The sequence below is a fragment of the Coprococcus sp. AM100_B19A genome, from assembly GCF_027662015.1.
In the GTDB taxonomy this organism is placed as follows: Bacteria; Bacillota; Clostridia; order Lachnospirales; family Lachnospiraceae; genus Allocoprococcus; species Allocoprococcus comes.
On record NZ_JAQDKN010000010.1, the window covers coordinates 14996 to 28581 of the forward strand.

Annotated in this window: 13 protein-coding genes; 7 read left to right on the top strand and 6 right to left on the bottom strand. The window is 43.9% G+C overall.

Going from position 1 to position 13586, the window contains the following annotated elements; translation table 11 throughout:
• Positions 1-40: 40 nt before the first annotated feature.
• Both PGQ33_RS10880 and PGQ33_RS10885 read right to left on the bottom strand, forming a co-directional pair.
• Positions 41-604 carry a hypothetical protein gene (locus tag PGQ33_RS10880; RefSeq protein WP_270205722.1) on the bottom strand — a complete coding sequence of 188 codons (564 nt, stop codon included), beginning with the start codon at positions 602-604 and terminating at the stop codon, positions 41-43.
• A 107-nt stretch (positions 605-711) separates the two neighbouring features.
• Positions 712-1488, bottom strand: coding sequence for a 4Fe-4S binding protein (locus tag PGQ33_RS10885; RefSeq protein WP_118218539.1), 777 nt, complete (start codon positions 1486-1488; stop codon positions 712-714).
• Positions 1489-1615: 127 nt separating this feature from the next.
• Here PGQ33_RS10885 and PGQ33_RS10890 point away from each other — a divergent pair, with 127 nt between their 5' ends.
• The 7 genes from PGQ33_RS10890 (at position 1616) to gatB (ending at position 9920) form a co-directional block, all read left to right on the top strand.
• On the top strand, positions 1616-2056 hold the full coding sequence (locus PGQ33_RS10890) for an Rrf2 family transcriptional regulator (protein WP_117823835.1): 441 nt from the start codon (positions 1616-1618) through the stop codon (positions 2054-2056).
• Between the two features lie 297 nt (positions 2057-2353).
• Positions 2354-3622, top strand: coding sequence for a chloride channel protein (locus PGQ33_RS10895; RefSeq protein ID WP_270205723.1), 1269 nt, complete (start codon positions 2354-2356; stop codon positions 3620-3622).
• A gap of 472 nt (positions 3623-4094) precedes the next feature.
• Positions 4095-5426, top strand: coding sequence for an aspartate--tRNA(Asn) ligase (gene aspS, locus PGQ33_RS10900; RefSeq protein ID WP_022220804.1), 1332 nt, complete (start codon positions 4095-4097; stop codon positions 5424-5426).
• Positions 5427-5490: 64 nt separating this feature from the next.
• Positions 5491-6675, top strand: coding sequence for a hypothetical protein (locus PGQ33_RS10905; RefSeq protein WP_270205724.1), 1185 nt, complete (start codon positions 5491-5493; stop codon positions 6673-6675).
• Between the two features lie 14 nt (positions 6676-6689).
• A complete protein-coding gene (gene gatC / locus PGQ33_RS10910; protein WP_008373126.1) occupies positions 6690-6983 on the top strand; it encodes an Asp-tRNA(Asn)/Glu-tRNA(Gln) amidotransferase subunit GatC in 294 nt (97 codons plus the stop codon).
• A 12-nt stretch (positions 6984-6995) separates the two neighbouring features.
• Positions 6996-8486 (top strand): Asp-tRNA(Asn)/Glu-tRNA(Gln) amidotransferase subunit GatA, encoded by a 1491-nt coding sequence (gene gatA / locus PGQ33_RS10915; RefSeq protein WP_270205725.1) that lies wholly within the window; start codon positions 6996-6998, stop codon positions 8484-8486.
• Positions 8487-9920, top strand: coding sequence for an Asp-tRNA(Asn)/Glu-tRNA(Gln) amidotransferase subunit GatB (gene gatB, locus PGQ33_RS10920; protein WP_270205726.1), 1434 nt, complete (start codon positions 8487-8489; stop codon positions 9918-9920).
• Positions 9921-9985: 65 nt separating this feature from the next.
• Here gatB and PGQ33_RS10925 read toward each other — a convergent pair whose 3' ends face one another.
• From PGQ33_RS10925 to PGQ33_RS10940, 4 genes are all read right to left on the bottom strand, one after another.
• Entirely contained in the window at positions 9986-10717 is a 732-nt protein-coding gene (locus PGQ33_RS10925; RefSeq protein ID WP_055247668.1) for a phosphate ABC transporter ATP-binding protein, read from the bottom strand.
• Between the two features lies 1 nt (position 10718).
• A complete protein-coding gene (locus tag PGQ33_RS10930; protein ID WP_270205727.1) occupies positions 10719-11552 on the bottom strand; it encodes a PstA family ABC transporter permease in 834 nt (277 codons plus the stop codon).
• Positions 11542-12417 carry a phosphate ABC transporter permease subunit PstC gene (gene pstC, locus PGQ33_RS10935; protein WP_215634169.1) on the bottom strand — a complete coding sequence of 292 codons (876 nt, stop codon included), beginning with the start codon at positions 12415-12417 and terminating at the stop codon, positions 11542-11544. The genes PGQ33_RS10930 and pstC overlap by 11 nt, the downstream gene beginning before the upstream one ends.
• A 136-nt stretch (positions 12418-12553) precedes the next feature.
• Entirely contained in the window at positions 12554-13492 is a 939-nt protein-coding gene (locus tag PGQ33_RS10940) for a phosphate ABC transporter substrate-binding protein (RefSeq protein WP_270205728.1), read from the bottom strand.
• Between the last annotated feature and the right edge of the window lie 94 nt (positions 13493-13586).

A 13586-nucleotide genomic window follows, 5' to 3' on the forward strand; every position in this document is an offset into this window, starting at 1 on the left:
ATCTTGTCCGGCAGAGGTTCTTATGTGCATGTTATAATATTTATTTTTTCTTATTCCAGACATGGATGCCTGCAAGGATTCCACCAATATACAGGATACTGATGAGTACCGTCGGATTCTCATGCAGACTGTATACTACAGCTACAATTGCAGCAAGGATCACTGTCAGCATAAAGGCATTCATAATCCGTTTTTCGCGGATGTTGCGTTCCTGCACCTGGAGCTCATGACGCTTTTCTTCAAGCTTCAGATACTCAAGAAGCTGATCATCCGGAATTTTTTCCAGGATATATTTTTCACGCAGATAGTTCAGTTCTTTTGCTGTATGGAAAATGTGGTGGTGGAAACTTTTCTTTTCTCCGGTAAACGGATCTTTTTCGGAATCGTCAGAAGATTTGAAATCTTCCGATGAAAAATCCGTGTAAGTATTCTTTTTTTCCTCAGATGAAATGGTTTCTGTTTCAGAGGAATCTGTTTCCGGAGCTGGAGCTTCTTTGGGTGGTACATCAGTGGCTGTATGGATGTCTCCGGATTCGGAAACTGGTTCTGTAGAAAGCTTTGGATCAGAATCGGCAGATTCTGAGAAAGCTAAAATTTCAGACATATCTTAACCTCCTTCGATCATGAAAATGATCGATTTTCTTTTCTTATAGAATACCAGTTTCGTATAAAAATTTCAATCGACAGCGAGAAGGAAATGTCTGCTGAGGATTATAAGAAAATCTCATTTGGCTTTCGTCCAGATAACAGATTTTTCATTTTCAGAGATGCGGCAGCCAAAAAGACAGGGTTTAGCTTCCGGATACCTTTTGGACAGGCGGCGATACATCCCATACAACTGATACATTTGCTGCTATCGCCGGTTCGGATATTATTTTTATTGATTGCACCTGTTGGGCAGGCATCGGCACATTTTCCACAGCCAGTGCAGGAAGCACTTGCTTTTGGAACAACATTCAGGTTGCCAAGGCGTTTATACTCATGACTGCCAGGCACGAAATAATCAGTAGACAATTCTTTTTCAGAGGAAAGTTTTTCGAGTATTTCTTCTGCAAATTTCTTTAACTCTTTGCTATCTTCTTCGTCTGGTCGTCCACTGCCGAATTGGCGCATGATAGAATGTTCTGCAACAGCTGCAACGGAGGCGATAACATTGAAACCGCATAACTCGGCGGTATCTTTTAACTGGATCAGACCATCGTCATATGCGCGATTTCCATATACGGCAATAACTACACAATTTGCATGGTTCCCTTGTATCTCTTTCAGCCTTTCAATGGCGATATCAGGAATAACGCCTTCGAATACAGGAGCTGCGATGACAGCAAGTGAATCAGAAGGGACTGTTACATCTGAAAAGCTGACATCGTGCCGGATAAGATTCACGGTATTTGTAATATTTCCCAGATAGCAGCTGATCTGGTCTGCAACTTTTTTGGTCCCTCCGGTAGGACTAAATGTAATTTCTACAACTGGATATGTTTTCATTTTTTTACTCCTTTGGTGTAATTTTTGAATTTACAACAAGACTATCATTTCATAGATGTAATGTCAATATTTACACCTATAGAAAAATATGATAAGCTAAAATGAAATCAAAGGAGGAAGTCAGAGTATGCAGTTATCAATAAGGGCATCGCTTGCAATCCATTGTCTGATACTGGTCAGCGAATTTGGAGAGACGGATAAGATCACAAGTGAAAAGATTGCTTTATCAACGGGAACGAATCCGGTAGCGATACGCAGTATCATGAGTGCTTTAAAAAAAGCTGGAATCCTTAATGTGAAAAACGGTACCGGTGGAACGACTTTAAATATGCCGCCGGAAGAAATTACAGTATACAGAATCTGCAATGCCGTGAAACCGCAGTTCTGTAAAAATATATTTCACGTACATACCAAAGCTTCTAAATTGTGTCCAGTTGGACGTAACATCCGGGCGGTTTTGCAAAACTCCTATTCTAAATTTGAATCTGCATTGGAAGACAGCCTGAAGACAGTTACGCTTGCAGATATGATCCGGGATTATCATATGCAGTTAGAAAAAGAGAAATAATCTTTGTCAGTTGGAATTGTCAAAAAAAGAAAAATTTTCTATAATAAAAAGTGGAATAAGGATGTGTATACAGCATTTTTTATTTAACAGGAAATTCTGAAGGAACTTCCTGTTAAATAAAAGGCACCGTGTGCCGGAGATGTGCACTCGCGCGAAGATGAAGGATGTCGCAAGCGGTCTACGCTCCGCTTCGGTCGTTGCTTAACGAGCGCCACTGGCGCTCAGCAACGCGCTCGGCGCGAGAATGTGCCAGGGCCCATTCTTTTTTTAAGAAAATAAGAGTACGAGGAACAAAGGATGAATGAAAAATTAAAAGAAATGAGAGAAGCATGGAAAAATCTGTATGGTTCATTGTTCAAATGGATCGTTTTGTCCGGGGTGATCGGAAGTTTCATCGGACTGATCGCCAGTGGATTTTCCTATGCGATTGTATGGGTGACTTCGTTTAGACAGGCAAATCCGATGATCATTCTTGGGCTACCGTTAGGAGGTCTTTTGATCGTCTGGATGTACAAAATTACCGGGCAGGAGAAGAACTCCGGAACAAACCTGGTTCTGACAGTAGTCCGGTCGGATGAGGAAGAGGTTCCGGGATGGGTGACACCACTGATCCTGATATCGACAGCGATCACACATCTGTTTGGAGGATCTTCCGGACGAGAGGGTGCAGCGCTTCAGTTTGGAGCAAGTGTAGGAAATGTATGTGCGAAATATCTGCATTTGAATGAGAGTGACAAGAAGATCATCATTCTGGCAAGTATGAGTGCCGCATTTTCAGCACTTTTCGGGACACCGATGGCGGCGGTTGTATTTCCAATGGAAGTGATCAGTGTTGGTGTGATGTATTATGCCGCGCTGGTGCCATGTGTATTTTCTGCATTTGCCGCACAGGGGATTGCGCTGCTTCTGAAAGTGAGGACCGTTACTCCGCCGTATCTGGTAGAATCGGTTCCGAATTTTTACAGTGTGGATTCGATCAAAGCGATCATTCTGGCAATTGCGTGTGCGCTTGTCGGAGCACTGTTCTGTATTGTGCTGCATAATGGGGAACATTATCTGAAGAAATGGTTTCCGAATCCGTATGTGCGTGTGGTTGCAGGGGCAGCAGGAGTGATCATTTTGTATTTTGCACTCAGAACGGATGCCTATCTGGGGCTTGGAACAGGTGTGATCCAGGCAAGCTTTAAAGAGACGGCAGGACCACAGATGTTCCTTCTGAAAATGCTGTTTACGGCACTGACGCTCTGCGCCGGATTCAAGGGTGGGGAGATCGTACCGTCACTGTTTATCGGGGCGACACTTGGTTCTTTTATGTCTACGATCCTTGCAGCACCGACAGATATCTGTGCGGCATGTGGAATGGTTGGTGTCTTTTGTGCAGTTACAAACAGTCCGATCACATCTCTTTTGATTGCAGCAGAGTTGTTTGGATTTAACGGGATGCCGTTTTACTGTATTGTGGTTGCGGTAAGCTATCTGCTTTCCGGATATTACAGCTTATATAAGGAACAGAAAATTGTTTATTCCAAAACAGAGAATAAATACGTGGATAAACATACGAAATAATCAAAAAACAAAAAGAAACAAAGTGAATTGATGATTTTAAAGCAAAAAAGCTGACAATTAACGAGAAAAAATTAAAAAATAGAAGAAAATACTTGAAAAAGTAAAGAACGTGTGCTAGTATCTAAAAATAATTTAGTAAAGCAAAGCGATGAAAGAGACTCTTGCTTCTGGAACTTGACAGGAATACGGCGTCACCGACTGAGAGCGCTGTTTGAGGAATGAGGCGAAGGGAACACTCTGGAGCAGATTATCTGAATGGAAAGCACAGGTGCTTTAGTAGGGTAATACGGTTCATGCACGTTACGCATGTAAGAGAGGAATCCCAAAGGATTCAATGCGGGTGGTACCGCGGATCATCAGATTATCCGTCCCGGAATACGAAAAAGTATTCCGGGGCTTTTTTTATGCATATCAAAACCAATCCGGAATACGAAGTTGACAAAAGCAAAACATATTTTAGGAGGATTGTGACATGGAATTTATGACAGGTGTAAAAGAAAAAGAAACGCTGGAACTTAGTGAATTACTGGAAGAGGGAAGACTTGGAGAAGAAGTGAAGGTAAATGGAGCCGTTCATACAATTCGTGACATGGGAACAGTCGCTTTCGTGATTCTGAGAAAACGGGAAGGTCTGGTCCAGTGTGTATACGAAGAAGGCGTTACAAAATTTAACTTGAAAGATTTAAGAGAAGCCGCTACAGTAGAAGTAACAGGAAAACTGACCGAATCAGAGAAGGCACCGAACGGAATTGAAATCCGTCTGAGTGAGATAAAAGTACTCAGTATGCCAAAAGACAGCCTTCCACTTGCTGTTTCAAAGTGGAAACTGAACACTTCCCTGGAAGCGAAGCTGAACTATCGTTCCATTTCTCTTCGGAACGTAAGGGAAAGAGCGAAGTTTAAAATTCAGGAAGGAATCGTAAGAGGATTCAGAGAGTTCCTGTATAAAGAAGGTTTTACAGAAATTCATACCCCGAAGATCGGAGCAAAAGGAGCAGAAGGAGGATCTAACCTCTTCCGACTGGATTATTTCCATCGTCCGGCAGTGCTGGAACAGAGTCCACAGCTGTACAAACAGATGATGGTTGGTGTTTTTGACAGAGTATTTGAGACAGGACCGGTATTCAGAGCAGAAAAACACAACACCAAGCGTCATCTGAACGAATATACCAGTCTGGATTTTGAAATGGGTTATATCGACAGTTTTGAAGATATCATGGCGATGGAAACGGGCTTCCTTCAGTATACGATGGAGCTTCTGAAAAAGGATTATGCGAAGGAACTTAAAATCCTGGACGTGACACTTCCGGATGTCTCTAAAATTCCGGCAATCCGTTTTGATGAGGCAAAGCAGAAGGTTTCAGAAAAGTACGGACGTAAGATCCGCAATCCATTTGATCTGGAACCAGAGGAAGAGCATCTGATCGGACAGTACGCAAAAGAGGAATGGGATTCTGATTTTGTATTTGTAACCTACTATCCGTCAAAGAAGCGTCCGTTCTATGCAATGGACGATCCACAGGATGAGAAATTCACACTCAGCTTTGACCTTTTGTTCCGTGGACTTGAGATCACGACCGGAGGACAGAGAATCCATGACTACGACATGCTGATGGAAAAGCTTGCAAAGCGGGGAATGACGGAAGAAGGACTGGAGACCTATCTGGATACATTCAAACATGGTATGCCGCCGCATGGAGGTCTTGGAATCGGAATGGAACGTCTGACAATGCAGCTTCTTGGTGAAGATAACGTCCGTGAGACAACCCTCTTCCCGAGAGATTTAAGTAGACTTACTCCGTAGAGACGAAGCTCCCTGGCTGGCAGGTAAAAAAGGAAGCTGACAAGAGGCAGCGGGGGAGGTCAAAATGAGACGAAGATGTTCCTTATGTGGAGGAAAATTAAACGGAAATATCTGCACAGAGTGTGGGCTTGACAATTCAAAGAATGATGATCAGTATGTGACACTTGGAAATTCCGGTCATGAAGAATCGCTGACACATATACATACGGAAGCGGAAAAGCCGTATGAAGGAAAGACCATGACTCGGGAAAATGTGCGTAAGGCGAAGAATGCAGATAAAAATGCAAAGAAAGCAGCTGCAAAAAAGGCGTCAAAGAATGCGGCAGCAGGAAAAGTAAATCCGGCGGGGAATGGATATTCTGCAGCAAATGCGAGCTACAATACCGCAGGCACAAGCTACAGCCAGACAGGAAACCAGAGTTACAGTTATACATCATCTTCAATGCAACAACGCAGCCGTTCGGTAAAAAAGAAAAAGAAGTTTGGAAAGTTTCTGGCCGGTTTTGTGATCATTGCCACACTTGCAGGCGAGCTTGGTGGAACGATCATTCATGAGGTTCAGAATTATTTTGAAGACTATACATATGATGACAGTGACAGTTACACCGAGGATGATCCGTACAGCGATGTGCAGGAAGTGATGCCGGATGAAGGAGAACTTTATGAAGCAGACCTGACAGCCGGAATTTATAAAGGCGGTGTACATCTTCCGCAGGGGACCTATACACTGACCTGCAAAAGTGGAAGTGGTCAGGTAGAGCTGACAGACAGCAAAAATAATATCTGGGTGCAGTACAATTTTGGTGATGACTACGATAATACGGAAGAAGAAGTCAGTGACTTTGAAGTATTTCCGGGATGTTATGTGATAGTAGAGGATACACTGGAGCTTCACATGACAGCAGAGAATGCACAGATGAATCTGACAGCAATTGCAAATCCGCTTACAGAATCGAAAACCGTATCGGATAAATTTACAGTAGGAAAAGACGTACCTGCAGGTGTCTATGATGTGAAATGTGTGGAAGGTTTTGGGATTTTTGATTACGACGTGACAGTAAGCGCCGGATACGAAAATTATATGGGAATGCTGATCGGTAATGAAGAGTCGGGATTTCCACAGGAGCTGAAAAATATTGTCCTGATCGATGGAACAGAAGTTGATCTGGAAGGACTTACAGTAGAACTTACACCGAGTGAGTGGATTGAATCGGAGGAGTACGAAAGCTTTTACGATAATTATTATTAGAAAGGACGAGTACAATGGCAAACAAGATTTCGGATGAAACAATCGAATACGTTGGAATCCTGGCAAAGCTGGAGCTTTCTGACGAAGAAAAAGAGCAGGCAAAGAAAGATATGGAAACCATGCTTGATTATATTGATACCCTGAATGAACTGGATACAGAAGGAATTGAACCGATGTCACATGTATTTCCGGTAAATAATGTATTCCGTGAGGATGTAGTGACAAATGGAGACAATCACGAGGCAATGCTGGCAAATGCGCCACAGCAGAAGGAACAGAGCTACAAAGTACCTAGAACATTCGCATAGGAGGAGACCAGGATGGATTTGAAAAGTCTTACAGCCGTTGAACTCGGAAAAAAGATTCAGGCAAAAGAGATTACAGTAAAAGAAGCAGTGGAAGCGTGCTTTACACAGATAGATAAAGTAGAAAAAGAAGTAAACAGTTTTGTGTCACTTCAGAAAGAGGCATCACTTAAAAGAGCAGAAGAGGTACAGAAGCTGATCGATGATGGAACACTGACAGGGCCGCTTGCGGGAGTACCGGTTGCGATCAAGGATAACATGTGTACGGAAGGTGTGACGACCACCTGCAGTTCAAAAATTCTGAGTAATTTTGTACCGACATTTTCAGCAGAAGCAGTTCTGAACCTGGAAAAAGCAGGTGCAGTTGTGATCGGAAAGACTAATATGGATGAATTTGCGATGGGAAGCACGACTGAGACTTCTTATTATGGAGAGACAAAGAATCCGTGGAATCTGGAGCATGTACCGGGTGGATCTTCCGGTGGCTCCTGTGCGGCAGTTGCGGCTCTGGAAGTACCATATGCTCTTGGATCTGACACCGGCGGATCGATCCGTCAGCCAAGTTCTTACTGCGGAATCGTTGGAATCAAGCCAACCTACGGAACGGTATCCCGTTATGGACTGATCGCTTACGGATCATCTCTTGACCAGATCGGACCGGTTGCAAGGGACGTAACTGACTGTGCAACGGTTCTTGAGACCATCGCATCCCATGATGTAAAAGACAGCACTTCGGTAGAACGCCAGGACACGGATTTTACAAGTGCGTTGGTAAACGATGTAAAAGGGATGAAGATCGGTATTCCAAAAGATTATTTTGGAGAAGGTCTGGACGAAGAAGTGAAAAAACCGATTCTGAAAGCCGCAGAGGTTCTGAAAAATGCAGGAGCTGAGATTGAAGAATTTGATCTTGGACTTGTAAAATATGCGATTCCGGCTTATTATGTCATCGCATCAGCAGAGGCAAGTTCCAACCTGTCCCGATTTGACGGTGTGAAATACGGATATCGCACAAAGGATTATGAAGAGCTTCACCAGATGTACAAAAAGACCCGCTCCGAGGGTTTCGGACCGGAGGTAAAGCGCCGTATCATGCTTGGGTCTTTCGTACTCAGTTCCGGATATTATGATGCTTATTATCTGAAAGCACTCCGTACAAAAGCACTGATTAAAAAGGCATTTGACAGTGCATTTGCAAAATATGATATGATCCTGGCGCCGGCAGCACCGACGACAGCACCGAAGCTTGGAGCTTCCTTAAGTGATCCGATCAAAATGTATCTGGGCGACATTTATACGATTTCCGTCAACCTGGCAGGACTTCCGGGGATTAGTATTCCGGTTGGACGGGATGCGAAAGGACTTCCGGTTGGAATGCAGCTCATCGGAGACTGCTTCCAGGAGAAGAAGCTTTTTCAGGCAGCTTATACCTATGAGTGCCTGACAGAGAAAAAATGGGTATCTATGTACGACAAAACAGAAGCAGCCGGAAAGGAGGAAGCATAGATGTCAAAGCAGTATGAAACCGTAATCGGTCTGGAAGTTCACGTAGAACTTGCAACAAAGACAAAAATTTTCTGTGGATGCAGTACCGCATTCGGGGGCGCACCGAATACACATACTTGCCCGGTATGTACCGGTATGCCGGGCTCCCTTCCGGTATTAAATAAAAAAGTAGTAGAATATGCGATGGCAGTAGGACTTGCGACAAACTGTAAGATCACACAGGTGTGCAAATTCGACCGTAAGAATTATTTCTATCCGGATAACCCGCAGAACTATCAGATTTCACAGCTCTATCTGCCAATTGCGAGAGACGGCTATGTAGAGATTGAAGTCGGAGAGCAGAAGAAAAAAGTTCGGATCCATGAGATGCATATGGAAGAGGATGCCGGAAAGCTGATCCATGATGAGTGGGAGGACTGCTCTTTAGTAGATTATAACCGAAGTGGGGTTCCGCTGATCGAGATTGTATCGGAGCCGGATATGCGTTCGGCAGATGAAGTCATTGCTTATCTGGAAAAATTGCGTATGATCTGCCAGTATCTGGGAGCATCGGACTGTAAGCTTCAGGAAGGATCCATGCGAGCAGACGTCAATCTTTCGGTTCGTGAAGTAGGTGCTTCTGAGTTTGGAACACGTACTGAGATGAAGAACCTGAACTCCTTTAAAGCGATTACACATGCGATCGAGGGAGAGAGACAGAGACAGATCGAACTCATCGAAGAAGGAAAGAAAGTCATTCAGGAAACCAGAAGATGGGATGATAATAAAGAATATTCTTATGCAATGCGTTCCAAAGAGGATGCGCAGGACTATCGCTATTTCCCGGAACCGGATCTGGTGCCGATCGTGATCAGTGATGAATGGATCCAGAAGATCAAAGACCAACAGCCGGAGCTGAGAAATGAAAAACTTGCACGTTATGAGAAAGATTATGATATTCCACGTTATGATGCGGAGCTCATTACCGGAACGAAGAAGATGGCAGATCTCTTTGAGGCGACCTGTGCAATCTGCAACAAGCCGAAAAAGGTGTCCAACTGGCTGATGGTAGAAACCATGCGTCTGTTAAATGAAAACGGACAGGAGCCGGCAGATATTAAATTTTCACCGGAGAACCTTGCAAAACTGATCGAACTTGCAGACACGGGAACCATCAACAGTTCTGTAGCAAAAGAGGTATTTGAAAAGGTATTTGCAGAGGATGTGGATCCGGAAAAATATGTAGAGGATCACGGACTGAAGACCGTCAACGATGAAGGTGCACTCCGCACACTTGCGGAAGAAGTGATTGCAAAGAATCCAAAGGCAGTGGAAGATTTCAAGGGTGGAAAAGAAAAAGCACTTGGCGCACTGGTTGGACAGATCATGAAGGCAATGAAAGGAAAAGCAAATCCGGGTATGGTTAATGAACTGCTCAGAGAGATGCTGAAATAAAAATATAGAAATAAAAAAATCGTCCGGTTATCACGGAGTAAAATGTGATAATCGGACGTTTTTTATTACATATACTGTATCTGTTCTTTCGCCGGTTCCGATGCCGGATTTTCAAAGAATTTCTCTTTTTCCGTCACTTCCAGTACTTCTCCATGATCCATGAAGATCACCTGATCGGCAATTCGCTTTGCCTGAGCCAGATTATGTGTGACGATGACGAAAGTATACTGGTCTTTCAACTCCAAAAGCGTTTCTTCGATTGCAATTGTATTCTTCATATCCAGTGCGGAGCACGGCTCGTCAAGGAGCAGGATCTCCGGACCGGCACAGAGGCTTCGTGCGATAGCAAGACGCTGCTTCTGACCGCCGGATAATTTGAGGGCGGATTTTTTCAGTTGATCTTTGACTTCATCGTAGAGTTTTGCTTTCTGCAGAGACTCTGTAATTTTCTCAGCAATCTCTTTCTTATTACGGACACCGTGGTATTTCAGTACATAAGACAGATTCTTTTCGATACTGTGCGGGAAAGCGATCGGCTGTTGGAAAACCATGCCAACACGCCTTCTGAGTTTTTCTTTCGGAAGAGATTTGATGTCGGTTCCTTCTAAAGTAATTGTTCCTGAGAGATAGCCGCCTTCTTCTTCTACCATCCGGTTCAGGGTTTTCAGAAAAGTTGTTTTTCCGCAGCCGGACTGACCAACGATGGCTGTAATCTGTCCTTTCGGGATCGTCAGGCTGATTCCGTGAAGAATTTCGTGTTTTCCAAATCCACATTTTAGATTTTCTATATTCAGCATATCAGTTGTCCTTTCGTAGATAGGTGATAAATTTACATATTAACTGGATGATGAGCAGGAAGAGCATCAGTACAAATGCGGTTCCATAAGCATAATCCAAAGAAAATCCGTTGTTCACAAGGATATACAGGTGATATGGAAGTGACATGAACGGATCGGAGAGAGAATGCGGAACATCTGCCTGCATGACAGCTCCGGTGTATAAAATCGGTGCAACGGCACCCATGCCGTATGCCATTCCAAGCGCAACGGTTCCGAGAAGCTCTACAGAGCAGACTGGAAGGATCAGTTTCCGGAGGGTATACTCACGGGAAAGTCCGAGACTTAGGGAGTTCTTCATATATTCACGTCCCTTCTCTTCCAGAATCTTTTCTGCTCGGATTGCAACAAAAGGAATGATCATTGCTGCAACACACAGTGCCGAACACAGAAGGCTGCGGCTAAGTCCAAAACGGTAGATCAGAAGCGTATATCCAACCAGCCCGAACAGGATCGAAGGGATTCCGGAAAGTCCGGTGATCGCCATATTTACAAGGACGGAAAATCGTTTTCCGGTGCTGTAAAATACAAGATAAATGGCAGCGCCGATACCAAGGACACCGCCGATCAGTGCGGAAAGTGCGCCAAGATAAATGGAACCCATCAGTGCCGGATAGATACCGCCTGCAGTTCCAAGTGGAACACCGGCAGGCTTGTCCAGAAGAAAGGACAGGCTAAATACTTTTTTCCCTTTCCAGGAGACATAAAGGAAAAGGAAGAGTGTAACAACGATCACGCAAAGTCCGAGTATACTGAGAATCAGGCGTGTGAAAAATTTCTGCAGTTTAGTTCTCATGGGTGGCAAGCCTCCTTTTCAGAAGATAGCTGATACCGAGTACGATGAAAAGAATCACAAGTAGCACAGCATTTGCAACGTAAAGTACGGAGAGGTGAAGGCTTCCGTATTCAATACTTCCCATTTCCAGTGCGGTGAGGGCAGGAAGTGTCTGACCACGTCCAAGGAGTTTGGGATAAATCGGGGAATTACCGATTACCATCATGACGGCCATTGTCTCGCCAAGTGCGCGGCCGAATGCCATCATGGCACCTGCAATGATTCCCGGCCGGATTGCCGGAAGAATAAAATGCAGCAGGGTAAATTCTCTGGAGAATCCAAGTGTGATCGCACTGAACTCGTAAGTCTTTCGTGCAGTCTGTAAAGATTCATGACAGGTGGAAATAACGAATGGTAAAAGCATGATCCCCAGCACGATCCCGGCTGCCAGGATACATTGACCGGCTGCCATATGGAGGTGGGTGGCAAAGGCTTTTACAAGAACCGTAAGTCCGATAAATCCGAAGATGACGGACGGGATTCCTGCAACCAGATCGATGAACGCAAGGAATATGGATGCCACCTTTTTCGGAAGGTAATAGTCCAGAAAGCAGGCACAGGCAACGCCGAAGATGAGTGCGAGGACAACTGCGATCGCTGAGACATAAAGGGTACCGGCAATCGCAGGTAAAAGTCCGTACTGCGGTTTCTGACTGACAGGGCGCCATTCAGTGGTAGGCAGGAATATTTTGATTCCAAGCTGTGAAATGGCAGGAATACTTTCCTTCACAATATGGATCATCATGACTGCCATCAGTGCCGTTACGAGAAAGGCAGCCAGATAAATGATTCCTTTGCTGAATTTATCTGAAAGTTTCTTAAACATAGTAAATCCTTTCTAGGTATGATGCAGGACAGACAGCGCTGTCCGGATACAAATCAAAATTGATCCCTGGGATTAACCAGCGACATATAGCAAGAAAAAGGGGTGTGTCTTTGCACACCCCTTCAATATCGGAAGATTATTTCATAGGAATGAATCCCATATCTTCTACAGTTTTCTGTCCTTCATCACCAAGAACGTAATCAAGGAAAGCCTGCTGTACATCTGTCGGATCACCAGAACCTACAAGAAGAAGTGGTCTCTGGATGATGTAAGATCCATCAAGAATGTTTTCTTTTGTTGCAGCAACACCGTTTACTTTCAGTGGAGTTACTTTTCCTTCATTCTGGTTAGCAACACCAAATGAAGCATATCCGATTGCGTACTGGTTATCAATGATATCCTGAACAAGTTCACCCATAGAAGAAGCCTGGATCGCATCCGCTTTTACTTCTGTGTCACCCATGATATTCTTCTGGAATACTTCGTGAGCTCCACCGTTGATATCACGTGTAATAACAACAACTTCTTCGTCAGGAAGAGATGAGTCAAGATCTTTCCATGTAGCATATTCGCCGGAGAAAAGTCCTACGATCTGTTCCGTTGTAAGGTTATCAAGAACATCATTTACTGGATTAGCCGGGTTTACTGCGATCGTCAGAGCATCGATACCAACCTGGTATTCTTTTTCATCTTTGATTGCTTCTTTTTCTTCATCCTTTACGCTTCTTGCAACCATACCAAATGTTGCAGTTCCATCGATAACGGCTTTGGTTCCCTGTCCGGATCCGCCTGCTGAAACGTAGATTGCGATATCTTCTTTTGGAAGAGATGAATCATATGCATCCCATGTTCCATAAGTATCAAAGAAAGTAGTAGCCATAGAAGTGATAACCGGTGCTAAAGTAGAAGATCCGTTAAATAAGATCTGGTTACTTTCTGTATCGGCAGAAGCTTCTGTCTTTGCACCCTCTTCTTTTTTGCTGTCAGCAGAATCTGACTTGCTGCTTCCGCATCCTATTGCCATAGATGATACCATAGCAAGTGTAAGAGCGATTGATAAAAATCTCTTTTTCATTGTATGTATTCCTCCCTGAATAAAATTTGCATATCCAAAATATGAATTTAACATTCTTTTAATAAAATGTATGTTGCATGGACAACATTTTTTA

Excerpts from the sequence above, each read along its gene's own strand:
- PGQ33_RS10880 (WP_270205722.1), bottom strand. The coding sequence starts at position 604 with ATGTCTGAAATTTTAGCTTTCTCAGAATCTGCCGATTCTGATCCAAAG.
- PGQ33_RS10930 (WP_270205727.1), bottom strand. The coding sequence starts at position 11,552 with ATGAGAACTAAACTGCAGAAATTTTTCACACGCCTGATTCTCAGTATA.
- PGQ33_RS10885 (WP_118218539.1), bottom strand. The coding sequence starts at position 1,488 with ATGAAAACATATCCAGTTGTAGAAATTACATTTAGTCCTACCGGAGGG.
- gatA (WP_270205725.1), top strand. The coding sequence starts at position 6,996 with ATGGATTTGAAAAGTCTTACAGCCGTTGAACTCGGAAAAAAGATTCAG.
- PGQ33_RS10905 (WP_270205724.1), top strand. The coding sequence starts at position 5,491 with ATGAGACGAAGATGTTCCTTATGTGGAGGAAAATTAAACGGAAATATC.
- gatC (WP_008373126.1), top strand. The coding sequence starts at position 6,690 with ATGGCAAACAAGATTTCGGATGAAACAATCGAATACGTTGGAATCCTG.
- PGQ33_RS10895 (WP_270205723.1), top strand. The coding sequence starts at position 2,354 with ATGAATGAAAAATTAAAAGAAATGAGAGAAGCATGGAAAAATCTGTAT.
- PGQ33_RS10925 (WP_055247668.1), bottom strand. The coding sequence starts at position 10,717 with ATGCTGAATATAGAAAATCTAAAATGTGGATTTGGAAAACACGAAATT.
- pstC (WP_215634169.1), bottom strand. The coding sequence starts at position 12,417 with ATGTTTAAGAAACTTTCAGATAAATTCAGCAAAGGAATCATTTATCTG.
- gatB (WP_270205726.1), top strand. The coding sequence starts at position 8,487 with ATGTCAAAGCAGTATGAAACCGTAATCGGTCTGGAAGTTCACGTAGAA.
- PGQ33_RS10940 (WP_270205728.1), bottom strand. The coding sequence starts at position 13,492 with ATGAAAAAGAGATTTTTATCAATCGCTCTTACACTTGCTATGGTATCA.
- aspS (WP_022220804.1), top strand. The coding sequence starts at position 4,095 with ATGGAATTTATGACAGGTGTAAAAGAAAAAGAAACGCTGGAACTTAGT.
- PGQ33_RS10890 (WP_117823835.1), top strand. The coding sequence starts at position 1,616 with ATGCAGTTATCAATAAGGGCATCGCTTGCAATCCATTGTCTGATACTG.